At 59.4% G+C, this 26295-nt stretch carries 27 protein-coding genes; 8 read left to right on the forward strand and 19 right to left on the reverse strand.

Annotated elements, in window-relative coordinates; translation table 11 throughout:
• Nucleotides 1–170: 170 nt before the first annotated feature.
• Complete coding sequence (locus HL45_RS03510; protein ID WP_233274676.1) at nucleotides 171–398, forward strand: hypothetical protein; 228 nt, start codon at nucleotides 171–173, stop codon at nucleotides 396–398.
• A gap of 96 nt (nucleotides 399–494) precedes the next feature.
• Here the strand turns inward: HL45_RS03510 and HL45_RS03515 are convergent, their stop codons facing one another.
• The 3 genes from HL45_RS03515 to HL45_RS03530 form a co-directional block, all read right to left on the reverse strand.
• Nucleotides 495–908: a DUF7124 domain-containing protein gene (locus tag HL45_RS03515; protein WP_049969711.1), complete on the reverse strand. Its 414-nt coding sequence runs from the start codon at nucleotides 906–908 to the stop codon at nucleotides 495–497.
• Between the two features lie 57 nt (nucleotides 909–965).
• Nucleotides 966–1223, reverse strand: coding sequence for a hypothetical protein (locus HL45_RS03520; protein ID WP_049969712.1), 258 nt, complete (start codon nucleotides 1221–1223; stop codon nucleotides 966–968).
• 472 nt (nucleotides 1224–1695) lie between these two features.
• The gene (locus tag HL45_RS03530; RefSeq protein ID WP_049969714.1) at nucleotides 1696–2943 is read right to left on the reverse strand and encodes an NAD(P)/FAD-dependent oxidoreductase; all 1248 of its coding nucleotides are present in this window, start codon (nucleotides 2941–2943) and stop codon (nucleotides 1696–1698) included.
• 171 nt (nucleotides 2944–3114) lie between these two features.
• Between HL45_RS03530 and HL45_RS03535 the strand changes: the two genes are divergently transcribed.
• Nucleotides 3115–3699 carry a DUF6149 family protein gene (locus HL45_RS03535; RefSeq protein ID WP_049969715.1) on the forward strand — a complete coding sequence of 195 codons (585 nt, stop codon included), beginning with the start codon at nucleotides 3115–3117 and terminating at the stop codon, nucleotides 3697–3699.
• 3 nt (nucleotides 3700–3702) lie between these two features.
• Here the strand turns inward: HL45_RS03535 and HL45_RS03540 are convergent, their stop codons facing one another.
• The 4 genes from HL45_RS03540 to HL45_RS03555 form a co-directional block, all read right to left on the reverse strand.
• Nucleotides 3703–4170, reverse strand: a complete 468-nt coding sequence (locus tag HL45_RS03540) for a universal stress protein (RefSeq protein ID WP_049969716.1) — start codon at nucleotides 4168–4170, stop codon at nucleotides 3703–3705.
• 105 nt (nucleotides 4171–4275) lie between these two features.
• Nucleotides 4276–4929 carry a DUF5828 family protein gene (locus HL45_RS03545; RefSeq protein ID WP_049969717.1) on the reverse strand — a complete coding sequence of 218 codons (654 nt, stop codon included), beginning with the start codon at nucleotides 4927–4929 and terminating at the stop codon, nucleotides 4276–4278.
• A gap of 121 nt (nucleotides 4930–5050) precedes the next feature.
• Nucleotides 5051–6220 (reverse strand): inorganic phosphate transporter, encoded by a 1170-nt coding sequence (locus HL45_RS03550; RefSeq protein ID WP_049969718.1) that lies wholly within the window; start codon nucleotides 6218–6220, stop codon nucleotides 5051–5053.
• A 177-nt stretch (nucleotides 6221–6397) separates the two neighbouring features.
• Complete coding sequence (locus tag HL45_RS03555) at nucleotides 6398–7777, reverse strand: NAD(P)/FAD-dependent oxidoreductase (RefSeq protein WP_049969719.1); 1380 nt, start codon at nucleotides 7775–7777, stop codon at nucleotides 6398–6400.
• Nucleotides 7778–8584: 807 nt separating this feature from the next.
• On the opposite strand from HL45_RS03555, the gene HL45_RS03565 reads away from it, so the two are divergent.
• Complete coding sequence (locus tag HL45_RS03565) at nucleotides 8585–8812, forward strand: hypothetical protein (protein WP_049969721.1); 228 nt, start codon at nucleotides 8585–8587, stop codon at nucleotides 8810–8812.
• Nucleotides 8813–8834: 22 nt separating this feature from the next.
• Here HL45_RS03565 and mptA read toward each other — a convergent pair whose 3' ends face one another.
• Together mptA and HL45_RS03575 are read right to left on the reverse strand one after the other, a co-directional pair.
• A complete protein-coding gene (mptA, locus tag HL45_RS03570; protein ID WP_049969722.1) occupies nucleotides 8835–9776 on the reverse strand; it encodes a GTP cyclohydrolase MptA in 942 nt (313 codons plus the stop codon).
• Nucleotides 9777–9868: 92 nt separating this feature from the next.
• On the reverse strand, nucleotides 9869–10693 hold the full coding sequence (locus HL45_RS03575) for an NAD(+)/NADH kinase (protein WP_049969723.1): 825 nt from the start codon (nucleotides 10691–10693) through the stop codon (nucleotides 9869–9871).
• Nucleotides 10694–10866: 173 nt separating this feature from the next.
• Between HL45_RS03575 and HL45_RS03580 the strand changes: the two genes are divergently transcribed.
• A complete protein-coding gene (locus HL45_RS03580) occupies nucleotides 10867–12024 on the forward strand; it encodes a KaiC domain-containing protein (protein WP_049969724.1) in 1158 nt (385 codons plus the stop codon).
• A 343-nt stretch (nucleotides 12025–12367) separates the two neighbouring features.
• Here the strand turns inward: HL45_RS03580 and HL45_RS03585 are convergent, their stop codons facing one another.
• A complete protein-coding gene (locus HL45_RS03585) occupies nucleotides 12368–12796 on the reverse strand; it encodes a universal stress protein (RefSeq protein ID WP_049969725.1) in 429 nt (142 codons plus the stop codon).
• Nucleotides 12797–12904: 108 nt separating this feature from the next.
• Here HL45_RS03585 and HL45_RS03590 point away from each other — a divergent pair, with 108 nt between their 5' ends.
• Together HL45_RS03590 and HL45_RS03595 are read left to right on the forward strand one after the other, a co-directional pair.
• Nucleotides 12905–13609, forward strand: coding sequence for a DUF7504 family protein (locus HL45_RS03590; protein ID WP_049969726.1), 705 nt, complete (start codon nucleotides 12905–12907; stop codon nucleotides 13607–13609).
• A gap of 4 nt (nucleotides 13610–13613) precedes the next feature.
• Nucleotides 13614–15686, forward strand: coding sequence for a lyase family protein (locus HL45_RS03595; protein WP_049969727.1), 2073 nt, complete (start codon nucleotides 13614–13616; stop codon nucleotides 15684–15686).
• Here the strand turns inward: HL45_RS03595 and HL45_RS21750 are convergent.
• On the reverse strand, nucleotides 15683–15817 hold the full coding sequence (locus HL45_RS21750; protein ID WP_267879579.1) for a DUF7503 family protein: 135 nt from the start codon (nucleotides 15815–15817) through the stop codon (nucleotides 15683–15685). The two genes, HL45_RS03595 and HL45_RS21750, sit on opposite strands and share 4 nt — an antisense overlap.
• Nucleotides 15818–15981: 164 nt before the next feature.
• Nucleotides 15982–17820, reverse strand: coding sequence for an ATP-binding protein (locus tag HL45_RS03600; RefSeq protein WP_049969728.1), 1839 nt, complete (start codon nucleotides 17818–17820; stop codon nucleotides 15982–15984).
• 289 nt (nucleotides 17821–18109) lie between these two features.
• Here HL45_RS03600 and HL45_RS03605 point away from each other — a divergent pair, with 289 nt between their 5' ends.
• The gene (locus tag HL45_RS03605; protein WP_049969729.1) at nucleotides 18110–18445 is read left to right on the forward strand and encodes a DUF7113 family protein; all 336 of its coding nucleotides are present in this window, start codon (nucleotides 18110–18112) and stop codon (nucleotides 18443–18445) included.
• Here HL45_RS03605 and HL45_RS03610 read toward each other — a convergent pair.
• Nucleotides 18439–19692: a DNA double-strand break repair nuclease NurA gene (locus HL45_RS03610; RefSeq protein WP_049969730.1), complete on the reverse strand. Its 1254-nt coding sequence runs from the start codon at nucleotides 19690–19692 to the stop codon at nucleotides 18439–18441. The genes HL45_RS03605 and HL45_RS03610 overlap by 7 nt on opposite strands.
• 78 nt (nucleotides 19693–19770) lie before the next feature.
• Nucleotides 19771–20154: a hypothetical protein gene (locus tag HL45_RS03615; RefSeq protein WP_049969731.1), complete on the reverse strand. Its 384-nt coding sequence runs from the start codon at nucleotides 20152–20154 to the stop codon at nucleotides 19771–19773.
• A 60-nt stretch (nucleotides 20155–20214) separates the two neighbouring features.
• Here HL45_RS03615 and gpmI point away from each other — a divergent pair, with 60 nt between their 5' ends.
• Nucleotides 20215–21732 carry a 2,3-bisphosphoglycerate-independent phosphoglycerate mutase gene (gene gpmI, locus HL45_RS03620; RefSeq protein ID WP_049969732.1) on the forward strand — a complete coding sequence of 506 codons (1518 nt, stop codon included), beginning with the start codon at nucleotides 20215–20217 and terminating at the stop codon, nucleotides 21730–21732.
• Here gpmI and HL45_RS03625 read toward each other — a convergent pair.
• The 5 genes from HL45_RS03625 to nadA form a co-directional block, all read right to left on the reverse strand.
• On the reverse strand, nucleotides 21729–21929 hold the full coding sequence (locus HL45_RS03625) for an HVO_0649 family zinc finger protein (RefSeq protein WP_049969733.1): 201 nt from the start codon (nucleotides 21927–21929) through the stop codon (nucleotides 21729–21731). The genes gpmI and HL45_RS03625 overlap by 4 nt on opposite strands.
• Nucleotides 21930–22017: 88 nt before the next feature.
• Nucleotides 22018–22770 (reverse strand): inositol monophosphatase family protein, encoded by a 753-nt coding sequence (locus HL45_RS03630; protein ID WP_049969734.1) that lies wholly within the window; start codon nucleotides 22768–22770, stop codon nucleotides 22018–22020.
• 69 nt (nucleotides 22771–22839) lie between these two features.
• The gene (nadC, locus tag HL45_RS03635; protein ID WP_049969735.1) at nucleotides 22840–23646 is read right to left on the reverse strand and encodes a carboxylating nicotinate-nucleotide diphosphorylase; all 807 of its coding nucleotides are present in this window, start codon (nucleotides 23644–23646) and stop codon (nucleotides 22840–22842) included.
• Entirely contained in the window at nucleotides 23636–25153 is a 1518-nt protein-coding gene (locus HL45_RS03640) for an L-aspartate oxidase (protein WP_049969736.1), read from the reverse strand. The genes nadC and HL45_RS03640 overlap by 11 nt, the downstream gene beginning before the upstream one ends.
• Complete coding sequence (nadA, locus tag HL45_RS03645; protein ID WP_049969737.1) at nucleotides 25150–26283, reverse strand: quinolinate synthase NadA; 1134 nt, start codon at nucleotides 26281–26283, stop codon at nucleotides 25150–25152. The genes HL45_RS03640 and nadA overlap by 4 nt, the downstream gene beginning before the upstream one ends.
• Nucleotides 26284–26295: the final 12 nt, after the last annotated feature.

Raw genomic sequence — 26295 nt, forward strand, 5'->3', positions numbered from 1 at the left:
TTTGTCCTTTACGAGTTTAAACGACGTGATTGTCGTTCGTCCTTGCTTTGTTTCCATCCGAACACGTAAACAGACCGTAGAGGTAGCGAACAATATCCCTCGGTTCGAACGGTGCGGAATATATTGCCATCTTAGCGAACTATTTGATTGTGGAAAAAATACCCCGCACCATGGCACAGGCAAGCGAGGTTCCCGACCAACTGCAATCGACCGACGAGCGAATCCTCCGACTCCTCGACATTGAGGGCGTGCAGGTTCGACTCGACATCGAGCGACGGCTTTCCCTCCCCGGTTTGCTGACGGCGAGACGCTGTCAGGTGCTCGCCGACCGCGGCCTCGTCCGGAACTCGAACTGGTGTTGTTACGAGATTACCGAACGAGGACGACAGTCGTTGTAGAAGGGTGCACGCTATGGACGTTATTTTTCTGCTGTGACTGTGAGTTAGCAATCACTATCTCGCCAAATCTGTCGAAAATTCCGCAAAACCTGATTGTTAGGGCCAGTCGTCACGAACGTCCTCTTCGACTCCACCATCGTCGCCGTCGTCATCTGATGCGAGCGTCCATTCGGCGGCCTCCGCAGCGTCCTCGACGTGCAGGAACTCCCAGTTGTGGTCTTCTGCGAGTTCGCGGTCGTCGTCGGTGATGCCGACGAAGACGTGGCGATCGGTGTCGAACTGCGACCGGACGCTGTCCAAACTCTCGGCTTTTCCTTTCGGCCCGGAGAAGAAATCCTGCCGAATGCGGTTCTTTCGGGTGAAGTTCGTCACCACGTAAGTCGGTTGGTCGGAGATGACGCCGACGTACTGCGTCCAGCGGCGGGCGTCGTCGAACACCGTGCCGGGACTTGCCAGTGCTTTGAGCGCCGACAGTTCGAACGCCAGCGTCATCTCTCCGCTTCCGTTCATGTCTTTACATCCCGTCCTGCCGGAGAAAACGGCTTCGGTTGTTCCGTCGTGGCTGGCTTATGCGAGGTCGATTCGGTAGTAGTCGTTGAACACGACGGTCGTATCCCTGTTGATGTCGTCTGCCAACGCTCGCGTGATTGGCACGACTGATTCCTCGCCATCGAACTCCGTCAGCAGGGTCTGTGCTTCCTCGCTTAGTTCATCGAAATGCCGGACTCGCGTCTCGGGTGCCACGGTTTCGGTTCGTCGGACGACGAGACTGTTCGCTCCACCACTCGGCACGGCGTCAACGCTAGTTGTCGTATTCGAAGCCATTGATATATGATACCAAATGTCGTGGTACTTCTTAAACGTTGCGGCAGATACTACATGAAAATAATAAAAAATTAGTTATGATAGGGATATTTGATAGTATCCAACGTATTTGACGAATTCACCGTCGCTGAACTGGAGTGCAGTTTTCGCGTCGAGGGTTCGTTCGCCACGTTCCACCACACTGGGAAACTGCTGTTTGGCACTCTTGTCGAGTTCGTCGTAGTGCCTGACATGCGCGTCGTTCGGAATCGTATTTGCTGGTTTGACTGTTATCGTTGGGTTCACGACATCACTAGACCAGATTGGCCTTTGATAACAACTACCACGACAGTTCTTAAATCTTCACCTCGTGACAACTATTTCCAGCTTCCGTTCCACTGAACAAGCGCGATTTTGCCAGTCGTGACTGGTGTTTCTTCAAAACAACGCTTCAAAAACCGACCGCACCGAAATCCACCAACTTGAATCGGCTCTACTGTTCCTGCGGGAGTGCGAGTTTGTCCGGGTCGAACTCCTTTTCGAGCAGGATGTCCTTCTGGTCTGCGACCTCGACCTCGTTCCGGATGAGGTCTTTGTACTTGCCCTGTGGCGCGATGTCGCCGATGAGGACGCCGCCGATTAGTTTGCCGTCTTTGAACGCGAGACGCCGCCATTCGGTGTCGCTGTACTTTTCCTCGCATTCGTCGTCGCCCATCGTCGGGAAGCCAAAGGAGAGGAACGGGAAGTCAAAGTGGGTGATGGAGTACGAAGACACCCAGCGGAACTCCTCTTTTTCCTCGTCGGAATCTGCGACCATGTTTTTGCCAGCGACCGCACCCTGCTGTTTCGCACTGCCCCACGACCCGTTCTGGGCGTACTCGTCCAAAATCACGTCGTAGTAGCGCGTAATGTCGCCAGCGGCGTAGATGTCGTCAACGTTGGTCTGCATGTACTGGTCAACGACGACGCCGCTGTCCGTCTCCACACCGCTCCCTTGCAGGTACTCGGTGTTGAAGTTGAGACCGATTGCGATGCCGACGAACTCGCTTTCGTACTCGTTGTCCTCGGCGTCCAGCGTGGCGACCACGTTGCCGTCGTCGTCCGTTTTGAACCCGTTGACGCCGCTTTCGAGAACCGGCGTGACGCCCTTTTCTTCGAGCGCGTCGTGGATGATTTCCGCACCGTCGAGACTCAGACCGTAGCGCCACCAGCGATTACCGCGCATGATGTAGTGGGCGTCGACGTCCTGTTCACCGCAAATCGCCGCGAGGTCGATACCGAGCAGACCGGCACCGACGACGACGCCGGTGTCCGCCTGTTCCGCACCCTCCGCGATTGCTCGAGCGTCTTGGAACGTCCAGAAGTGGTGGATGCCGTCAGCATCGCTGTTGTCTACCGGCAGTTGGGTCGGCGTGCCGCCCGTGGCGACGAGTAGTTTGTCGTACGCGAAGGTACCGCTGTCGTGAGTGTGGACTTCGTGTGCGTCTGCGTCGATGTGCGTGACGAACGTGTTCAGTTCGAGGTCGATGTCTCGCTCGTCGTACCAGTCTTCTTCGTGAATGGAAATCGGTGCTTCGGGGAGTTTGCCTTTGGCGAACTCCTTGATAAGAATCCGGTTGTAGAGGGCTTCGCCCTCGTCGGTAATGACGGCAACGTCAGCGTCGGGTTTGGCTTCGCGGATGGTTTCCGCCGCGGAACTGCCCGCGATACCATCACCGACGATTACGTACGATTCGCTCATGTGGGAGAAGTTCTGCGTCAGGGTTAAAGTGGATTGCTATCTCGATATTGGTGCCAAACGCCAACACGCTCGCCTTCGTCGCGGAACGATGTCTCGATTCCACCCTATCTCACTCGCCACCCCGACGAGTATGCCGGGACGTTTTAGACGCTCGCGTTCCAAGCCTCGTCTATGAAAATTCGTCAGAACGCCCGCCACTTCGCGTCGAGAAAGGCGCTCGAACTCCCCGTCGTGAGCGACGTGGTGAAGTCGAAACTGGTGGACTTGCACACGAAAATCTTCCTGAAGAAGGCAGACCCGGAGCATCAGGAAGAACGCAGAGAACGCCTCGACGCCTTTTTCGGCGCGACAATGGACTCCTATCTCGCCGCACTGCAGGAAGGTGCCCCGGAAGCCGAGGCCCGCGAAATCACGCATATTCAGGCCAACTTCGACTTCTACAACCACGGCTGGACGGAGATGATGGAGTTCCCCGGCGACGAACTCGAAGACCACTACGAACGCTACGAGACGTTCTTCAAACGATACGGAATCACCATCGCCGACCCACTCGGCGAGTTCGAACCGGAGGAGATGCCCGAAGCACCATCGACGCCGGAAAAATTGGATAACCCCGAACACCCCCACGCCGAAGGTGGCTTCGCGGACGACGTGTACGTCGAAGGCGACGACGGCGAGGTCAGAATCGGCGGCCAAGACGAACCCGAAGACGTGGACATCTCGGATGCGGTCGGTGTAGACGAAGGCGAAGCGTAAAAATCAGTTTTCCTCTCCGTTCCCGCGTTCCCCGACCGCTTCCCCTTTCCCGAGTCGAACACACACCACCGGAACTGGCGTCCGCCGAACCACTTTTTCGGTGACACTGCGGCGAAGCGGATACCGGATACCGCCGCGACCGTGCGTCCCCATGACGATGAGGTCGATGTCTCGAACATCGGCATAATCCAAAATCGCCCGGTGTGGCTTTCCCTCGGCAATCGAACCGGCAGTCGTTCGGATGTCGCGCTCTTCCGCCCGCCGAATCACGTCTTCGACCATTTCCCGTGATTCGGCTTCGAACTCGTCGAACATCGCTTCGCGCGTTTCGCTCTCGTCTGCTTCGTCTGTGTCTACAACGGAGACGGTGTAGAGTCCTGCACCGTAGGTTTCGGCCAAATTCAGCGCGTGTGGAATCGCGTTTGCCGCCGCTTCACTCCCGTCGATTGGGATGAGTATTCGTTCGTACATCAGTACTCATTCGTGACAATCCCGCATAGGATTGTCGTGTATTTGACCGGAGTGGTGTGGCGTTGAACCAATTCGATTTTCATCTTGGACGACTCTTTCGGCCACTCACTCCGGCGATTCGGTTCCCTCCGCGGCCTCCACCGATTCGGTTTCTTTTTCTGCCTCTCCGCGCCATCGCTTTCTCTCTTCGTACTCTTCGAGACGGTCGCGGACGCGGTCTTTCAGGTCGTCCTGATTGACGTTCACCTCGAAGACGTATCGTTGGTCTGCGTCCCGCGTTCGCTCGACGTTGGCGCTGACGAGTTCATTGTCGAAGTACACCGGCGATACCTTCGTCATGACGTGTTTGTACACCGTCTCCTCCACCGCTCGCAGTGCTTTGCGCCCCGCCGTATCAACTGCGCGAGTCGCACGCTCGACTGATTCTTGGCCCTCCTTCACTGCGTCTTCTACGTCCCCGTCTGCGAGTTCTGACATCGAATCTTTCAGTTCGTCTCCCGCGGCATCCACGTCCTCGGTCGGGGATTTTCCCGCCTTTTCGCCTTCTCCTTCCGACGGACTCGCCTGCTCCGCGGTTTTCTCTTTTACGTCCTCCCGGAGACGCTCGTGAACTTTCGGCCGCCAGTCGTTCCACTCCTCGAAGTCCGAGTCGGAGTCTTCGACACCTTCCTCGGTTAGGGCTTCCGTGATTCGTTCGCCGTGTTCGACGATGGTGACCCAATCCCCCTGTTCTTTGAACCCCGCGACACTCTCCTCCATACTATGTAAAACGCTACCAACAGCCATCTACATTTCTGACACTGAATCGAACACTGCAGATTGGTGCAAACTGGAAATACTGCGAAAATAGTGGTTGGAGGCCACCACCCGAAAAATAGTGTTACAGCATCTCTACACCCGTTAACAGTCCAAACGCCAACACGAACGAGAGGAATAATGAGACGATCCATCCGAGAACCGTGTAGAGGATTTTTCCGGTGCTCGTTTTCTCCCCGCCGACGGCGTAGCCGCTTCCGATGACTGCGCTCACGATGATTTCGTTGAACGAGACGGGAATCCCGAACAACACCGCGGTCTGAGCGATAGCGAACGCCGGAATCAGCGCGGCGGTGGCTCGCCGCGGGCCGAGCGACGAAAAATCCCGCGCGAGCGCCTTTATCATCCGCGGTGCGCCCATCCACGCACCGAACATGACGCCCAGACCGCCGAAGACGAGAACGACGAGAATGGGCAGTTCGAGCGGCGTGAGCATCGGGACGAGCGGGCCAACCGCGAGTCCGACCTGACTACCCCCTGCGGAAAACGAAACGAGCGCGCCGATGCCGAACAGCAGATGGCGTTGGCCTCGCCTGACGCTCGACCGAACTTCTAGCAGCAGGATTCCGCCGAGAATTAGGCCGACAAGCAGGCTCATCACAGCGAGGCCGAGCAGTGGCGAAAGCGGCAGTTCCTCGGAGAGAACCGCCGCAATCGACGCTCCGCCCTGCTCGGGCGCGAGCAAGGTAAACGGCGAGTTTGCGAGGATGAGTCCCACCAAGCCACCGAACAGCGGAATCGTGTACTCGTCGGGCACGTCATCTCGGCGAATTAGTCGCGCAAGTCCGTAGGCGGTGCCGCCGCAGAGAAACGGCGTCAGCACCCACAGCAAGAGGATTTGTTGGTATTTCGCGTAGGCTGGCTGTCCCCCCAATGCCAGTCCGACGCCGATAATCGCTCCTGTCGCGGTGAACGCAGTCGCCAGCGGATAGCCGCGGAAGACGCCGATTGCGACCAATCCCGCCGCAACCGTGAGCGCGATGACCGCCCCAATCGGCGAAATAGAGACACCCTCGATGAGTCCGGCGGCCATCGCCTCCGTGACGTTCGCGCCCTGCAACACCGCCCCCGCGATGCCGAACAGTCCCGTGAAGAAGGCCGCGCGCATAATCGTCATCGTTCGCGCGCCGACGCTGGGGGCGTAGGGAGTCCATCCCGCCCCGACTGTCCACGCCATGAAGAAACTCGCCACCGCACCGACGCTCAACACTGCTATCTGTTCGACTCCCACCATGATAGGTCGTACTAGCGACGAACGGGCAAAAGTTCACGTACGATTTCATATTTGCGTGGTGAAGATCGTGTTTGCGGAGTGGGCAACCGGTGTGAAAAATCATTCCGAAAAAATCGAGGGCGATGTCATGGCCATGGCATCGCCCAACCGAGACGCTAACGTCTGGTCGTCAGTAGCTTACTGAGGACTGATAATCTGTTTTCTGCCCGCGATTCTGTCGGCGCATTCGTAGCCGGCGACGATGCCGCCGTTCAGACTGCGCTCGGGGTACTGGGCCTTGCTCGCCATTCCGGCGTAGTAGATGCCCTCCGCGATGTCGTCGCCGAGGTCGTAGGGCACGACCATGTCGAGATAGCCGCGTTCGTACACCGGTGCGGCGCGCGGGTTGCGCGCGAGACGGAACTGCTTCACCGAGTCGCGGTTCCAGTCGGGGAACATCTCCGCGATGTGGGAGAGCCACAGGTCTTCTACTTCGTCGTCGTCCATCTGCCACAGCTCTTCCTCGTAGTCCTGAATGTAACTTGCCACGTAGAGCAAGTGATCGCCGCCGTACCGTTCCGACGGGATGTAGTTCGTATGCTCGATAAGCGCGCCGAACGGTGCCTCGTGGCCGATGTTGAGCCAGTAGGTGTCGGTCAGCGATTCGTCCATCGTCACGAGGGCACAGACCGCCCCTTGGAAGTCGATGTCGCATTCGTATCCCGTGAGTCCCTCCAGAACGTTGGGCATCGCCGCGACGACGACGCCGTCAACGTCGTGCGTTTCGGTCGCAGTTTCTTCGTCCACTGTTCCACCATCTGCGGTGGCGGCTTTCGCCGTGGGGGTCGCTTCGGTCGTAAGCGACCGAACCTCCCCGCCTTCGGTGTCGATGTCGCTGACGCGCACGCCGGTCGTGATGTTCTCCTCGCCGACTTCCTCGATGAGTGCGTCGATGAGACGACCGAAGCCGCCGCGGAGGTAGCCCAGTGGTTCGCCACGGAGCAGGTCGCGCTCGCCGCGGAATTTGATGCGGCCGAGGAGCCACGCCGCGCTCACGTCTTCCTTTCTGCTTCCGAACTTCGCATCCAGAAGCGGGCCGAAGAAGTTCTCGTAAACTCCTCGAGAGGTGTGTTCTACGAGGAACTCGTCTATCGGCACGTCCTCGAAATCCTCCAGTCGCTCGTAGGTGTCGAACTTCGGAATGCCGCCCCGAACGTCGATTTCCTGCGTTAGCAGGGCCAACCGGAACTTGTCGTAGGCGCTCATGTGCGGGTAGGCGAGGATTTCCCACGGCTTGTCGAGCGGGTGGACGACGCCATCGACGTAGTAGGCGTTTTTCCCGATGGGCCACTCCAAATCGTCGCCCAGTCCGAGTTCATCCATGAGATCGATGATGGTTTCCTCGGACGCAGAGAGGTGGTGGTAGAACTTCTCGATTCGGTCGCCGTTCGTCTCGTAGGTCGCGGCGAGTCCGCCGAGGTCGTCGCTCGCTTCGAATACTTGCACGTCGTAGTCGTGCTGCTGGAGGCGGTAGGCGGCGGCCAATCCGGCGATTCCCCCACCGACGATACCTATCATGACAGTCAGGTTCGTCGCCCCGTGGAATACGTGTTACGACCGCGCGTTTTGATAGCTTCGGACTGTTGAACTGGCTTCGACGATGAGGTGTTGGTCGTTTCTCCGTTGTTCTGTCTTTCGGAGCAGGCCGCGAATGTCAACGAATCCACGACTACGACCGCAGTTGCTAGGGCCAAAAACCGCCCGCGGAGCGTCATGCCGACCGCTGGCACGACACTCCGCTGCGTCCCCTGACCACCCGGTACGCGAACATCCTCGCCGACCGTTGGCTCAGGTGTTCGCATCCGCGTCCTCAAGCCGGGTGTGTAAATTTCGAAAACAGCAGACCGACCAATCCACGGGACGCACCGGCTGGACGCCGAGCCAGCGGTCGGCGAGGCGTCCAGTCATGCGGGGAGGGCGGGGGACGAAAAGGACGAGTGCGCCAGCGGTCGGCGCACTCGTTTGCCTGCGGTGGCGGTCATTTGTTGTCGTGATTGCAGTACTCGATAGAACTACCGCCGGTTGTGACAGCTCTGTAGAACTAACTAGGGTAACCAGCGTGGTAAGCCACAGATATCGCTACGCTCACCCACCTGTTCTCGGTGCGACCTCCTTGCTGTCCAAAATGAGTCTGATATGGGAGTCCCGTTCGAAAAATTCGGCTGGAGAGTCAACGTGAGAACGGCACGAAATCCGAGGTAGGTGCATACGGCGGCGAACTGCAGTCTCCGTCGTGTTTCGAACGCCTCTACACCCGAACTGTGCCGATAACGATGGGCGGTGAATGATCAAGCTATTTTAACATAACGAATTACGGTATAAACGATGTCCTCCGACAACGCCCCCGCTCGACATATCTTCGGCCATATTCATGTGGTCAGCACCTCCGTCCTAGGCCAACTACTCGGCCTCGTTCTCGCGTTCGTCGCGTTCAGCATCATCGATTGGGCCATCGACCCATTGACCACTTCCACCGGAACCGTGCTTTACGGTACCATCGGCGTGTTCATTCTCTGCAACGGATTGTACGTCGGTGGGCTTCGGGTTCGATAGAAATCGGAAAAACGGACGTCGCTTATTCGTCTAGCGATTCAGCAACTTCCTCGCGCAACATCCCGACTTCGGCCACACGCTCCGCGTGGGCGTTGTGCTGGTGGATGGACTCGTCGTTGCTCTGTTTCATCGTCACGACGGCGTCGTCCGGCAGGTCGGGGAACTGCTCGACCACGCCGTGGGCCATGTCGCGCACGCAGTCTTCCACGAACTTCGCGTCGGCGTGCGCCTGAAACGTCATGTGGTCTTCGTCGGGGCGCTTTGCGAGGTTGTAGATTCGGGCGCTCATGGAATCTCGAGCAACCTCGATGAGTTCGTGTAGGTCCACTTCCGGCGCACCCGTACTTTCGACTGTCAGGGTTGCGTGCCCACGCTGGGAGTGGCCCGCTTGCGGGATTTCGCGCAGGAACTCTTTGACTTCCTGTTCGCCGACGCCGAGGTCGAGGAGTTTCTTTTTCGCTCTCCCGCTCATCATGCCCTGCGAGCAGGGACAGACTGTCATGCCGGTTACGCGCGCGCCGATTTCTTCTCTCGTTTCTTCCTCTTCGCTCGCGGTTGCGCTGGCGATGATGTCCACGGTTGCCTGCGTCGGGCGACCGCTTTCGGGCGTCGTATCGCGCACCATGAACTCCGCTTCCATGCTTACTTCGGCCTTGGTCGTGTAGTCGTGTTTTTCGAGCAATCGTTCGGCGGCGTCGCCGCACACGTCCTCGACGCGGTAGGTCGGTTCGCTGACGGCGTCTTCGAGGACTTCGTCTACGACTTCCATATTTCGGCTCATGTCCGCGCCTTTGCGCCAGCTCGGAAGGTCAACGAGCACGTCGAACTCGGCGGTCAGCACGTAGGGTCGTTTGTCGGAACGAGCAATTTCGACCAGTTTTTCCACGCCGGTTACGCCAACTCGGTTCAACCCGACCGTCACGTCGGGTGCCGTAGCCTGCACGTCGGGGAGTTGCTGTTTCATTGTCCCTCTGTTGTGAGCAACAGAATTAGAGGCTTCCGCTTCCGGCACTCTTTCCCGAGGCGTTTCGGCAGTCAATCGGATTGACTGCTCCCTCAGTCCAGCTTCGAAAGCGCCCCGAAGAAGTTCGTGGACGGCCCGGCGATGTGGGCCGGTTCCGGCGCGAGTGACACCGTAATCGTCTCCGGCGGTTCGATTCGAACCTGCGTTCCGTCGCTTCCGACGACAGCAAACGGCGCATTTTCGACGCGAATCACGACATCGTGGTCGGGGTCGAACACGAGCGGTGGCATGGGGTTTTGCGCGCACATTTCGGTGAACACCAGTCCATCGACGCCCGGATGTACCAGCGGGCCACCCTCACTGAGGTTGTAGGCCGTACTCCCCGTTGGCGTCGAAATCAGTACGCCGTCGGCGTGGCCCTCGCCGTACTCCACGCCGTCGATGTGTACTTCGTAGTCGAGTCCCTGTCCGTGGCCGCGCTGTGCGCCCTGAATCACGATTTCGTTCAGCGCGGGGTGAACCGACCAGTCGCCGTCTCCGCTCGCGCGAAGACGTGGTACTGCCCGTGACGGAATTTTCCCGTCTTCGTGATACTCCGCCACGACTGCGCGGACTTCGTCCACTGCTTCCTCCGGCGCGACAGCGTTGAGAAAGCCGACCTCTCCCAGATTCACGCCCAGAATCGGCGTTCCGCCTGCTCCACTGGCAGCGAAGAGGAAGGTGCCGTCGCCGCCGATGCTCACGACGAGGTCGTTTTCCGTCATTCGTGAGACATCGACCCCGTCAATCCCCAACTGCTCGGCGGTCGCGGCGTCGATTCGAACTGTGACGCCCTCCTCGGTAAGCGTCTCCTGCAATCGCCCTGCGAGTGTCGCGGCCCGTTCGTTTCCCCTCTGCGCGACGATACCGACGTTCATCACGACTCCGTTCTCGCCGGGCGCTCAAAAAGCCGCCGACACGAACATTAATTTGCGTCGGGTGCCAGTGACAGGATGATGAGAACTCTCGCTCGAACCCCGTTTTCGGTGCGCACGAGCGAAGCGAGTGCGCACCGGACTCCACGCCTTCGAATCCTGACGGCGGTGATGGCGTGACCGAGGAAGACGACTGGTTCGAGGCCGCACTTCGTGACGACGATGGGGAGGAAGACAGTACTGACGACGAGCCAACAGATGAGCCGGATTCGCCCGACTTCCCCGATGCGCCCGATTCGTCGGAACTCCCGACCGAGAAACGCGAAGATTCCCCCGCAGGCAACCCGGGATTCGGCGCGGACGAGATGGCGACACCCAGTGCTGACCAAGAGACGAAACCTCCCGAAACGCCGGACGAGTCGAACACGGACGAATCGAACAGCGAGTCGCTGTTCGACGACGACTTTGCTTCCGCATTTTCGAGCGCACCCGGCGCAGGCCCCAGCAACGAATCGGATTTCGGTGGCGGGTTCGGCGGCGGCGATGGCGGTTTCGATGCTGGCGGCGGTTTCGATGGTGGGTTCGGCGGCGGGTTCGACACCGGCGGCTTCGACGACGAAGCGTTCGAATCGGACATCCCCCGAACCGACATCGGCATCGACGGCCTCGACAGCATGATTCAGGGCGGCGTCCCCGAACGAACCCTGATGGTCGCTATCGGCAACGCCGGAACCGGGAAAACAACCTTTGGACTCCAGTTTTTAGACCACGCACTGTCGCGCGGCGAAAGCGCCGTCTACGTCACGCTGGAGGAGAGCCACGAGCGAATCGTCAACAGCGCGACAGAGAAAGGCTGGCCCTACGACGAGTACGTCGAAGATGACCTGCTCGCAATCGTGGATTTAGACCCAATCGAGATGGCCAACTCGCTGTCGAGCATCCAGAGCGAACTCCCCGGCCTCGTCCGTGATTTCGGCGCGACCCGCCTCGTTCTCGACTCCGTCTCCCTGCTCGAAATGATGTACGAAGCGCAGTCGTCACGTCGAAACGAGATTTACGACTTCACCCGGAGTCTGAAGCAAGCGGGCGTCACGACCATGCTGACGAGCGAAGCCAGCGACGACAACCCCTACGCCTCCCGTCACGGCATCATCGAATATCTCACCGACGCCGTGTTCGTCCTCCAGTACGTCCGAAGCACGGACGATTTCCGCGAAACCCGACTCGCCGTCGAAATTCAGAAGATTCGGGACGCGAACCACTCCCGCGAAATCAAACCCTACGACATCACCGACGAAGGAATCAGCGTGTATCAGCAGGCGAATCTATTCTAAACGACCTTTTACGACGGTCGAGAGACGAAGCCAGCGCGATTCGCGCTGGCTTCGTCCGTCTCCCTGTAAAAGCTCGACCAAAAGCACTCCTTCCTCGCTTCGTTTCACTCCGCTCGGTCGTCGGCCCGCTCACTCGTCACTGCGTTCCTCGTTCGCGGTGAGTCACTACCTCTCGCGGTTGTGTCGGTTGCTCGTTTCTGGTGGTTGCGTACATTCTCGCTTTCGGCGGTTGTGTCGATAGCTGACTTTGGCGGTTGCGTCGTTTGCCTATCTCTCCCGGCGAACGACTCGCGCCGCTCGTCTTCGCCGGTCGCTGTCCAAAAAAATCGTGGTTGGATTTCGGTTATCGAACTACGGTCACGGGCATCGGCGAGCGTCGAACGACGGTTTCAGCGACGCTTCCCAGAAGGATTCGGGAGACGCCGGAGCGGCCGTGACTGCCCATCACGATGTGGTCGAAATCGTTGTCCTCGGCGTAGTCCACGATGACCTGCGACGGGCGTCCGACTTCCGTCGCCGTCGAGAGGGTCGCACCGTGTTCCTCCGCGGTTTCCCGCGCCTCCGTGAACAGTGCCTCCGCGCGCGTTTTCGAATCTTCGTACCACTCCTCGGAATAGCCGGGCATCCCGACCGTCGAACTGTACCCCACGTCGATGGGGTCGATGACGTTGATGACGGTAGTTTCGGCGTCCGGAAACTCCCGCAGTACGTAGTCGAGTGCTTTCGTGGACTGCTCTGACCCGTCGATTGGAACGAGAATCCGCTTTCCCATGCGACTATCCACGAGTGGCGTTGTCATAGTATTTCACCCGTGGGAGGGCTTCACGACACAATCACAACCCGAGTGTTTTTATCTTATTACTATCATCAGTAGGGTAAAATGGGGCTCGACGGTATCGAGTTTCGCGGCGACGAAAGCGTCCCCGGATTCTCGAATCTGCTCGCGGAACTCAAAACAGGCGGATGCAACCTCCTCATCACTGGACCGGTGTCAGAACGTGTCAGTGCGCGAGCGACGCGAACGCTTCTTGGCGACCCTGCAGCCGACCGCAAACGGATTGTGGCGCTGACCGATTCGACGACGCGACGCGTCGAACCGTGTCTGCCGACCGGAGTTCGACTCGACAGCTCCAACGTCTGGGTCATCGACCAGCGAAACGGCGAGCGGTCGATACCGACCAGCGCCAGCGTTGCAGACGTCGAACTTCCGTCTCGACGGGATGGCCAAAACGAACTGTGGAATCTCGCCGAGGAAATCGTTCTCGCAATCGGTTTTTTCGACACGACGACGGGCGGACTGGAACCGGCCGGACTCCGTCTGTCGGTCGATTCGTTGAGTTTTCTGGCCGAACAGCACTCCCGCACGGAGTTCGAGTGTTTCTTACGGATGCTCACCGCGATTATTCGGGGCGTGCGAGCAATGGGCCACTACCACCTGCCGATAGCGGACGACGACCCGCTCGTGACGGAACTGTCGCCCCTGTTCGACGCGCGTATCGAACTCCGCCAACGTGATGGATTGGTGCCGGAACAACGATGGCACGTGCCTGCATACGAACGAAGTACCAACTGGGTACGACTCTGAGACGATGCAACCAGCATTCGAACCACCACCGAACCGACCGGGATTGCTCATCAACGACCCCATCGAGAGCGTCAGGTTCGCTCTGTACACGCCCGACCAGTCGCCGCTTTGCCCTGCCGACCCGGAGGGGTTTCATTTTCCGGTCGATGCCGCCGTCGAATTTGAAACCAAGAAAATAGAAATTCCGAGGCTGACGGGGGTGTACGTCCGAACACAGGACGGCGACCTCACGGCGAGCTACAGCGTCACGGACGACGGCACGACGGTTTCGGCTGGTGCGTACAACCTCGAACTCAACACGGCACCAATGAAGCTGTATCTCGCCGTCGAAAGTGGGGTGTGCATCGAAAAACGAAACCAATCGGTCGTCCTCGACTTTGACGAACGGGTTCCGGTTCGAGTCGGCGCGCGCTCGTTTCACGAACAACCGGCGGGAACCATCACGGTTACGGACGACATCGAGGATTCGATGCGGGCGATTTCTCTGTTCGGGTCGGCGCTGAAAACGACGAGTCCGGAACGCTCGTTTCCGACCCTGCGGGGACATCCGCCACTCATCGAACGAGGTGACGAATTTTCAGTTCCTGACGGTATCGAGCGTCCCGAGACGGGCGTTTCACTCGTCGTGCCACGAGAGCGCGCCGCCGTCTATACGGCGACGCCGCTCGCGTACTACCTCGGTGCGGAAGTCGTTCCGGGGGAGTCGCCACGCCTCACCGCAAGCGGATTCGAACGGTCGCTTGCGAGTTCCGATAGCTTCGGCAACACGGTCGCAAACACGCTCCAGCAGGTGTTTTTCCTCGACTGTCTCGTCCGAACGGAGGGCTACTACCGAGTCGATTTACACGAGCGCCAGCAGGTAGAGCCGTTGGTCGATTTGAATTTCGCCGCGCTCTACGATGCATCGCTCGCGGAGCGACTGGCGGCGTATCTCTCAGTACCGTTCGAGACGCTCGAACCGCACCTTCCGGACTGGCATCTCACGACGGACGTGATGCCGACGGCGAATAACACCGAGAGTCTTCCGTTCGTGGCGAACGACCTGTCACTGGTTCGGTGTCCGCCGAAACCGGCCACGCGGACGGTTCGGTCACAGCCCAAACCGCTGACGGAGTTCTATCGAGCCGACTTCGTTCGGAGTACCGGCGACACCGCGTCGGTGAACGACATCGTGCAACCCGACCCCTCGAACTCGGTCGAACACGCGTGGATAGGGGACGGTTACCCGCTCGGAAGCAACAAGACGACCGTCGAATCCTGTCGCCGTCGAATCGAAGGAACAGCGCCGGACGATTCGAACATCGAGATTCACGTCGTCTGTAACGACGAGCGAATGAAAGAGGAGGGCGTCGTCAACGAGTTCTACGGCTTCCGCGACCTGCTTGAGTTCGACGTGGGCATCTCCTACGATTTGACGACGGACGAACTCGCGGAACTGTTCGCCCGTCCCCTCGATTTCGTCCACTACATCGGCCACGTCGATGACCAAGGGATGCAGTGTTCCGACGGCTATCTCGACGTTAGAACGCTCGATGTGGTTCGCACGAAGGCGTTTTTGCTCAACGCCTGTCGCTCGTACGAGCAGGGCATGGCGCTGGTCGAGAAGGGAAGCCGGGGCGGCGTCGTCACGCTGTCGGAAATTGCGAACGTCAGTGCGACGAAAGTCGGACGGGCGCTCGCTCGTCTGCTCAACATCGGATTTTCGCTCCGAACTGGACTCGAAATAGCGAAAAACGAGATTTTGACCGGCTACCGGTACATCACGGTCGGAGACGGTGGACTGGCGCTGGTGCAGTGTGAAAGCGGGTGTCCGATGCACCTCCGAGTGGGGCGCGAGAGTGAGGATTCCTTCGAAGTCGATATTATGGTGTATCCCTCGCAAATCCGTCGTATTGGGGCTTTATTTCGACCCCATCTCAACGACGAGGATACGCAGTACCTCAACTCGGGAGTGCTCGACAGTTGGGTCGTGTCCGAAGCGGAACTCGATGAGTATCTCAACTGTGGCGTGTTGCCGGTCACCTTCGCAAACGAACTGTATTGGAGCGACGAAATAACTGCGGCTGACCTCCGTTAGGGGCCGTTCGTCGAGTCACCACAGCACGCGAGAACTGTTCCGGCCTGCATCAACAGCAGACTCGCCGAGAACAGGACGCCTATCATTCGTGGATGCGATTCGAGATATTCCGTCAGTGCCGTTTGGTTCATAGTACATCAAATATTATTTGTTACTATAGCTTCAATTTATCTAAATAATACAAATACGAAACAAATTGCAGCAACGAGTTCACGAGTAAAGAAAGTGGTACTGCGCTGTGATAACTACTAGCAGGAGTTGGTTAAAACCGAGAACATATCTGTACGTCGATTGCTCAATCCCGTCCGTGGCGGGTGACGCATTTTGGAAGGCCGATGAGTTCGACCGGTTCCGAGTTGTCCGGGGAGTAAACGACCATCTGGCCTTTCTCCATGTACGGCACCCTCTTCTCCAAGTTCGGCGGAATGTTCACGCTCTTGATTGCGTCCTCGTCGCCCAGATTCAACACCACGGTCGTGTTGATTTGCTTGAACACCGAATCCGCGATGTCCTGTGGGTCTTGCGTGATGAGGAACAGGCCGAGTCGTTCTTTCCGTCCCTGTTTCGCTGCGTCGGTGAACTTCCCGATGACCTTCTGGGCCTGCACGCTTTCGGCATCCGAGAGGAAGTTGTGGGCTTCGTCCATCCCGACGACCAACGGCGTTTCCTTGATTGCCGGGTGGTCTGGCGAGTTCGACAGCTTTTCATCGACCAGCAGACTCGACACCGCGAGGACGACCATCTCCTTCGCCCGACTCGTCGGCAGGTGGTACGTCGGAACCACCGACAACCGCCCCGAGCGAACGAATCGCGGGACGAGGTCGGTAATCGGTTCGGCCGACTGGTCGAACACACTGCTCGGAACCGACCGAACGCGACGTTTGACTGCGTCGAACGTCGCCTCGTGAACCCTGCCGCTTTCGTCCAACTCCTCGCGCAGCGCCGGATCGTCCAGATAGGAGAGAAACTCCTGATAGGTTCCGTCGTCTCCCCGGCTGCGGAAAAATCGCTTGAGAAGGTAGGTGAGCGCCCCATACTGGTTGTCGTTGAGTTTCGCACCCGCAACGAGCCACGGGTTGTCGCCGACCATCGAGAACGGAATCGTGAACTCGATCTGCTCCGCGTTGTGGTGACTGGCGGAGTACGAAACGCCGCTCACCTTCGGCACGAACGCCTTCGTCTCCGTGTGTCCACCGTGGGCGACTCCCTCGCGTTCCCACCTGCGCTCGTCTTCCGTCTCCACCTCGGGATTGTCGTCGTGCATCTGGGCGTACTCGTCCTGCGGGTCGAACTGTACGACGGCCATCCGAGCGTCACGCCCGTCCTCCATCGGATAGGTGCGCTGTTCGGAGAGGTATTGTCGAAGCATGTTCTTCGCGCCGTGGGTTTTCCCCGACCCGGTTCCGCCCGCGACGAGCGTGTGGCGGAAAACAAGTGGGTCGCCCGACTCGTAATCGTCTTTCACGCGGTAGTCGATGGTCGGCGGCTCAGCCGCGGTTCTGACTTTCTCGCCACCGACCGAGAGGTGGCCGAGGAAGACGCCGTCTTCCGGAATCTTCAGCCCGGTTTTGATGTCGCGCTTGTCGCGGGCCTGCGTGACGACGGTTTCGGGTTTCGGAACGCGGTCGGTCATTCGTCGCTTCAAGTCGCCGTCGTCTTCAAACAGAACAGCAATCGGCTCTAACGTCGCCATAAATTTGTAATCTGCCTCGTCTATCGGCCCGCTTCGCATGGCCCGACGCGCGTGAATTTCGGTGGCGTCGTCGCTGTGAAACTCCTGTGCATATTCGAGGGTCGTAATCCGACAGAACAGTTTCTCGCCGTCAGGATAGGGAACGAGCAGATACTTTCCGATTCGCACGTCGGCTCGATTCGGCGCGGTCACGTAGGCCCGGAGTCGCGTGTTGTCCTCGTCCTCACCGATTGCCAACCCCTCGGACACGGCGAGGCTTCCGATTCCGTGGTCGTCGCCGACCGGGTCGAGTTCCATCTCGCTAAAATCGCCGTTGCCGGTTTTCGTTCCCGAATCGTCGGTTTTCATCCCGCTCGATTCCGTCTCTGCGGCGGACTCATCGCTCCCCGATTCGTCGCCCGAATCGAAACCCTGTTCTGAAAAATCCCCGAGTTCGCTCATGGGCCTGTCATCTCAAGCGTGCGTAAAACGTGTTTCGCACGTCGCTTTCGAGACGCCCGAAATTCGACACCTGACTATTCGATTCGTTCCGAGAGGACGGAAACGAGTTTCCAACCGAGGACGTTACCGAGCGTCGACTGCATCGGCTGAGATATACGAAATACGGTATCTGTCTCCATCGTTCGGGCCATCGAAACAAGCCATCGTACCCCGACTTCCTCCCCATGACTTTGTTTGTCATACCCGTTCTCCCGCGTTCCTTTTATGTTCACACGTCGTATTTCAGCCTATGTTACTCGTTCGCGGTGAAGCAGGGGGAACCACCCTCACCGGGTCGTTGTACGAACGCGGCGAGCGCGCTCCCACGTTCAAGGGTGCACCGGACGAAGACGCCCCCTACGTGTGGGTGTGCGACGAGTTCTATCAGGTCGAAAGCGGCGGCACCGCGCAAGTAGTCTCCGGAAAGGAGGTTCACGTCGCCTTCGAGACGCCGATGCCCCGTGGATTCGACACCCGCGAGCAGGCGATAGACGCCGCAGAAGAGCACATCAGAACGCAGTTCGCCCGCATCGGCGTCGAGATGGACGACGTAGAGATTTCCGTCGAAAAGAACGACCCTCAGTAGTTTCGGCCCCAGCGAACCGCGTTGTAGTTCGCATCCAACTCGCTGTCGAACGACCGCTCGAAACTCCGTACCAACGACCCCGTGCTCTGCTGTCCGATTTTGGCGAGCGAATCCGCTTTCGAGATGGCAACCGGCGGGCCGTTTGCGACGGCGATTTCCTTCAAAATCTGGCGCTCTATTTTTTCGCGGCAGGTTTCGTCTTCGGTGAAAATTCGCGGTGCTTCGACCTTGTACAACAAATCACGCCGCGGGTCGTAGATGACACAAAACGTCACCTCGTACTGTTCCGGCGCGAACTCGCGTTCGACGTGGTGGTCTGCTTCCCTGCTTCCGAAAAAGGAATCAGATCCCGCTCGGGAGACGAACCAGTTCGTCAGCGTCAAATCGTCCGTCAATCGCTCGTACTCGCCGTTCTCGTACTCTCCGCGTTCGAGAACCTGCGAGAAAAATGCCGCGTCGTGCGCCCACGGCGCGTTCACGCCGTCTTTTTTCCGAAGCGTTCGAATTATCGACTTCGCGGAGATGTTCTTGACGAATCCCGCGAGGGGAACGTCGCGCTCGGCGAACCGCTCCACCAGTCGGACGTAGTTTTGGAGGATTTTCTCAACTGCTTTGGAGTTCTCGAACAGGTCGGGAAGTACGGAACCGCGGTCTCGCCACCGGAGGATTCCCTTGGGATACATCGGCCCGTCCAGTAAGAGGAAATCCGACACGTCATCGGCGTGGTCGAGTGCGTGGCGACTCTCGGCGCGGTACAGCGCCAGCGCGTGAACGATGTCCTCTTCGAAGTCATCGCGGCGCGGTACATGGACGATTTTGCGTTTGCTGTTCTTGGCATACGGTTTCCACTCGCTGCCGAAATCGCGCTCTACGTCGTTCGTGTGAACCGCCTTGACGACAGTCCGCGAATCGTGCAGATCGAGGTCGGAGGGCGACGAACTCATCGCGGCGTGTGCCACGTCCACCACCAATCCGTTTTTGAACGGCAGTGGGTTGGTCGTTCCCGAGTCGAGTCCGTGCATCGTCTCGAATCGGTCGTCTTCGAGCGCGAGGTCTTGCATGTTCGCCTGCCGTCGTTCCAGCGTTCCGAGCGGTTCCAGCACCTTCGTCCCCTCGTGATACAGCGGGTCGAGGTAGTTTTCCCAGACGTTCCGGGCGAGTTCCTGATGGTTGCGTTCTTCGCCCTCGTACTCTATCTCGTCCGCCAACGTGGCGATGCCATCGAAGTGGACGGGGTCTAAGGTCATGCACGCCCCATCCCGTCGCACCCGGAAAAAAGGTCACCTTTCGAAACCGCGGGCAGTAGGTGTGAACTACCCGGTGAACTATTCGGACTGCATCGCGCGCTCCGTTCGCTTTCGGTGAACCAGAACGCCGCGTGCGAACGAGAGTATTGCAATCCCGATACAGACGATGACGAGCGCGTTCGGAACGAAACTATCCGGAACTGTTCTCTGTGCCATGCCGAGTTCGACACCGCCAGCGGAACAGACGAAGACCCCACTGAGAACCTGGTAATTAATCCGGCCACTGGTTCGGTACTGCCAGATGAGGAACACCGCGAGAACCGACGCGATACCGAACCAGAGCGCAATCCAGAGCACGCCGGTATCGAAGGGAACTTCCATCGTGTTTCGATTCACCGCCGAAACCAAATAGGTTGTGCAGAGAGCGATGTCGCCGTCCCCTCCCCAGAGATGTACCCGCATTTTCCCGAATATCGTCCATCGGGCGAAGGGTAATTACCCCACGGCGACGACGGTTCGCCCATGCAAGCGGGACTCATCGTTCTCGACGGGTGGGGACTTGGAAACGAAGACGGCGGGCGAAACGCCATCGAGGCCGCCGACACGCCGAACTTCGACCGACTCGCGGGAGCAGGTGCATACGGAACCCTCACCGTGTCGGGTCGCAGGGTCGGCCTCCCAGAAGGACAGATGGGAAACAGCGAGGTCGGCCACCTCAACATCGGCGCGGGCCGCGTCGTCAGACAGGAGTACACCCGAATCAGCGACGCAATCGAAGCGGGCGAATTGGGCGAGAACGAAGCTATCAGCGACGCCTTCGACTACGCGAACGACCACGACGGTCGCGTTCATTTCCTGGGATTGGTCAGCGAAGGTGGGGTTCACTCCGCGCAGGAACACCTCTACTCGCTTATCGAACTTGCCGGAGACAGCGGCATCGAGGCTGTTACGCACGCCTTCACGGACGGGCGCGACACGCCGCCGGAAAGCGGGGCCGGATTCCTCGCGGACTTGCAAGCCGTCATCGAGGAGAACGGAACGGGACACGTCTCGACGGTCACGGGCCGCTACTACGCGATGGATCGCGACCAGAACTGGGAGCGCACGAGACGCGCTTACGACGCCATCGTAAACCGGGAAACCGAGTTCGTCGCCGAAACTGCGGTCGATGCCGTTCGCGAGTCCTACGAGCGCGGCGAGACGGACGAGTTCGTGGAACCGACCCTGATTTCCGGTGGAAAGGCACTGGAGGACGGCGATGCAGTCGTGTTCTTCAACTTCCGCTCCGACCGCGCCCGACAGTTGACGCGAATGCTTTGTGACATCGACCCCGTTTGGGTGTTCGAAACGAACCCGCCGGAAATCGACTTCGTGATGATGACGCAGTACGACGCGGAGTTCGACTTGCCGGTTGCGTTCCCGCCGGATCAGCCGAAGGACACGCTCGGCGAAGTCCTCGCAAACAACGGCAAGACACAGCTTCGACTCGCGGAATCGGAGAAGTACGCCCACGTCACCTACTTCCTGAACGGCGGGCGTGAGGTTGAATTCGACGGCGAAATCCGGCGCATCGTAGAGAGTCCGAACGTGCCGACCTACGACCAACAACCCGAGATGAGTGCAAAAGAAGTGACCGACACGGCAATTTCGGTCATCGACTCCGACGACCCCGACGTGCTCGTGCTGAATTACGCGAACCCGGACATGGTCGGCCACACCGGGGACTTCGACGCCGCGGTCGCCGCCGTCGAAGCGGTGGACGAACAACTCGGGCGTCTCGTGGAAACGCTCCAAAATCACGGCGCACACGTCTTCATCACGGCAGACCACGGCAATGCGGACGACATGGGAACGCCGGACGACCCGCACACGGCCCACACCTACAACGAGGTTCCGCTCGTCTACCTCTCGCCAAAGGGCGACGGTGGAGAAAAAGAGATTCGGAAAGGGGGGTCGCTCTGTGACCTCGCGCCATCGCTGTTGTCGGTTATCGGGGTGGAACAGCCCGAAGCGATGACGGGCGAGTCACTGCTTCGCTAGCGACCGTACCGAAGTACTCGTGTGTCGATGGCATCACACCGTGGGCAGATGTGCTGGAAATGCAACTCCCCACCACGCGCAGTAACGCGCCACTCGCCCTCGTCGTCCACGAAACCGCACTCTGCGCACCGTCGTTCCGTCTTTTCGTAATGTTTCCGAAGTCTCTCGAACGGTGAACGACCCTGTTTGGCTGCCATATGGTAGCATATGGCACGACAGACAATAATTGTAACGATTGTTCAGAATGTGTGAGTTGGTCGGGTGACGATTGTCGAGGAAATGCCATCAGAACAGTGATTCGAGTTCCGTGAACAGGTCGTCGCTCGCAGTCGCAACGAACAGGTCGCCCTCGTTTGCCAGTCGCGCGTCGCTTTCTTCAGCGAGCAACCAACCGGCGTGCTGTTCGACGTCGTCCGGATGGAAACAAACGACGGCTTCGAGTTTCCCGCGCGCCAGCAGTCCCCAGTCGAGAACCGGTGCCCAACTCCGCCAAACGCGTTTTCCGTACCCCGACAGGTTCGATTCGAGTTCGTCACTCTGCGCTTTCAACTCCTCGTCCCGAAGCACGTTGATGCCGACGGCGTAGGCAACCGTCGCGTGGTCGCTCGTTACGGCGCTTTCGGCGCGGATCGGTTCGCCGTTCAGCGTCGCTCCCTCGCCGCGCTTTGCGACGTAGGTGTCGTCGTGAAGCGGGTCGTGAATCACGGACAGAATCGGTTCGTTCCCACGGAGAAGCGCGGCCGCGACTCCGAAGTACGGAATCCCCGAACAGAAGTTGTTGGTTCCGTCCAACGGGTCTACGACCCAGCGATAGTCGCTCTCGCCGACCCGCTTGCCGGATTCCTCCGCGAAAACCCCGTGGTCGGGATAGGCCGTCGTAAGGACATCCAAAATCTGCCGCTCGGAACCGCGGTCTGCGACCGCCTTCACGTCGTCCGGCCCGTAGTCCGCGTCGAGCGATTCGCGTTCGAACTCCGAGACGAGGTACTCGCCTGCGACTCGACACGCTTCCACTGCTGTCTTCTCGAACGAGTCCATACGACTACGTTTCACTCAGCTGTAAAACCGTTCTCGGTTCGCGTGATTTCGGTCACCGCTCCCGCGAAGTTATCCGGTTCGAAACGAGAAATCCAGACTCCGGGCCGAGTGGGTCAGTGTTCCCAACGAAATCACGTCCACGCCGGTTGCGGCGTAGTCGGGAACGTCTTCGATTTCGATACCGCCGCTGGCCTCCGCGAGAACGCCGTCGGGAAGCAGTTTTACGCCGCGTTCGATTTCCGCGGGGGTGCAGTTGTCGAACAGAACGATGTCCGCACCGGCTTCGGCGGCCCGTTCCCCATCCTGCGGCCGTTCGACTTCGACCTCGATTTTGGTGGCGAACGATGCCCTTTCGCGGAAATGAGAGACTGCACCAACCAATCCCATCTCTGCGATGTGATTGTCCTTGACCATCACCATGCCCGATAGGGTGAGTCGGTGGGTGTCGCCGCCGCCCGCAGCAATCGCTCGTTTTTCGATGCCGCGCAAACCGGGCGTCGTCTTCCGCGTTCCCGCGATTGCAACCTCGTCGCTGACGGTGCGTGCTGATGAAACCGCCGTCGCGGTTTTCGTTGCGATGCCGGACGCGTGACCCGTGATATTGACCGCGACCCGTTCGCCGCGGAGAACGTCGGTTGCTGGCCCGGTTACTTCGAGAATCGTTTCGTTTGTCTCGAATCGCTCGCCGAATTCTATCAGTCGCCTCGGTTCGCAGCCGAGATATTCGAACACGGCAACCGCGGCATCGAGTCCGGCACAGACGCCTGACTCCCGAGCGACGAGTCGTCCGGTCGTTTCACCCGGAACGTGGTTCGTCACGTCGTGATGTCCCACATCCTCGCGGAGCCATCGCTCCACGTCGCGGTCAGTCTGCATCGACTTCCTCCACGTGATGACAGCCCACTGGTTCGGCATCCAGCGCATCGCGTGCGACGAGAAGCGCGACGATGCTCGCGTTCCTGAGTTCGTAGAGTTCGCGACTCGTTCGTGTTCTGACGTAGGCATCGACTTCGCCTTTCAGTCGTCGCAAGGCTGATGTCGCCCGTCTCAAGTCGGTCTGGTTCCGACTGAGGCCGACGCACTCGTCCATCACCCTCTGAAGCCGGACGAATTTGTCGCGGGCGAACTCGGGCGGAAGCGCGGGGTCGCTGTTCAGCGCGGTCGGCATTTCGAGGGCCGAGGAGTCGGCGTCGAATCCGACCGCCGATTCTCCCGCCCGGAGTCCCCAAACCAACCCTTCGAGGAGACTCGTCGAAGCCAGTCGATTTGCGCCGTGAACGCCGGTTCGGGCGCATTCGCCGACGGCGAACAGACGGTCGAGCGTCGTCCGTCCGCGGTCGTCCACCGCGATACCGCCACAGAGGAAATGTTCGCTCGGGGCGACCGGAATCGAGTCGTGTGGCACACTGCGCTCGTCGCATTTTTCGGCGAGGTCGGGGAACGTCCCGGAAAAGTCCAGTGGCGTCGTATCGAGTGTGACTTCCCCCGTCACGTCGCGCTCGCGCTGAACCGCGCGAGCGACGACATCTCGTGGGGCCAATTCGGCCTCTGGGTGGTAGCCCGGCATGAATCGCTCTCCGTCCGCGTTCCGGAGCACTGCGCCCTCGCCTCTAACCGCCTCGCTGACGAGGAACAAATCGTCGCCTGCATACGCCGTTGGATGGAACTGCACGTAGGCCATATCTTCCGTCTCCGCCCCGGCAAGTGCGGCCATGGCGATGCCGTCCCCCGTCGCTGAACCCGGGTTCGTCGTCGTTCCGTAGAGTGCGCCGATTCCGCCGGTTGCGAGTATCGTCGTTCCCGCGATGGTTGCCCACGTCTTTCCATCGCGTTCGAGGGTCGCGCCGTGGACGCGACCCTCGTGGGTGAGAAGCGAGAGCGCGGCGGTGTCTTCCAGCATCGTCACGCGAGGGTGTGAATCGAGATACGAACAGAACGGTCCGAGGATATGTTGGCCGGTACTCGCATCGACGTGCAGGATTCTGGGTTCTGAGTGGGCCGCTTCCTTGCCGTAATCGAACTTGTCGCCTTCCCTGTCGAAGGAAATCCCGAGCGTGTCGATGAGAACGTCCGCTACCGCCTCACCCGCGTTTTCGACCAGTACGTCGATAGCAGTGGGGTTCGCGGTGTTCGCACTCGCGGTCATCACGTCGCTCCGGAGGGATTCCGGAGCATCGCGTGTAACCGCGATTCCACCCTGCGCCCAGTGTGTCGCGGCGCTTTCCGGGCGGGTCGCCTTCGTCACGACGAGAACGGACGCTCCGGCGCGGGCGGCGGCGAGGGCCGCACTGCATCCCGCGATTCCGCTTCCGACGACGAGCACGTCCGTTTCGTTTGGCTTTCTCGCTTCGCTGGCTTCCTCGATTTTTTCCGTCCCCGTCATAGTTCGAGCATCCTGTCGAGGGCCAGCATGGCGAGTTCTTTTTCCTGCACCGGAACCTCGATGACGTTTCGCTCCCGACCGGAGACCAGTTCTTCGAGCACCCACGTCAGGTAGTTCGGGTCGGTCTGGCGCATCGCGTTACAGTCCATGCAGGCATCGCCGCAGAGCGGAACCACGGAAACTTCAGGGTGCCAGCGTTGGAGATGCCGAACGAGGTGGATTTCCGTCCCGATTGCCCACGTTTCGCCGGGGTCAGCGTCGGCCACCGTCTCGCAAATCGTCGCCGTGCTACCGACCACGTCGGCGGATTCCACGACTTGCCTGCGACATTCCGGGTGCACCACAACCTGCGCCTCGGGGTGGTCTCCACGAACGCTCTCGATGTGGTCAACCGTGAATCGCTCGTGGACTTGGCAGTAGCCATCCCAGAGGATGATGTCGCTCTCTGCGACCGCGTTTCCGTCCTGCTCCTCGGCATTCCACGGATTCCACTCCGCGGTGCTGCCCTCCAACCCGAGTCGGTGGGCGGTGTTCTCGCCGAGGTGCTTGTCCGGCAAAAAGAGGATTTTGTCCCCCTGTTCCAGCGCCCACTCGAACACCCGATGGGCGTTCGAAGACGTGCACACTGCACCGCCCTGTTCCGCACAGAACGCTTTCAGGTCGGCGTAGGAGTTCATATACGTAATCGGAATGATCTCTGCGTCCGGTGCTGAAGACTCGATTTTCTCCCACGCGGAATCGACTTGCAGGGCTTCCGCCATTCCGGCCATTGGACACGACGCCTCCATCGACGGGAGGATGACCGTCTGGTCGTCGTCGGTAATGATGTCCGCCGATTCGGCCATGAAGGTGACGCCACAGAAAACGACGTATTCTGCGTCCGCGTTCGCGGCCTCGACGCTCAACTGGTAGGAGTCGCCGACGAAATCCGCATGTTCGACGATTTCGCGCCGCTGGTAGTTGTGGCCAAGAACGACCACGTCGTCGTCCAACTGGTCGAGCGAACGCTCGATTCGCTCCGTTCGCTCGTGTTCACTCAGCGTCCGATATTCTTCGGGTAACTGCTCCAAACTATCGTATTTGAAGAGGCTCAACTCCGTTTCGAGGTTTGTAGTCTTCATCTTTGCCACAATTACACACCT

It is taken from the genome of Haladaptatus cibarius D43 (assembly GCF_000710615.1).
In the GTDB taxonomy this organism is placed as follows: domain Archaea; phylum Halobacteriota; class Halobacteria; order Halobacteriales; family Haladaptataceae; genus Haladaptatus; species Haladaptatus cibarius.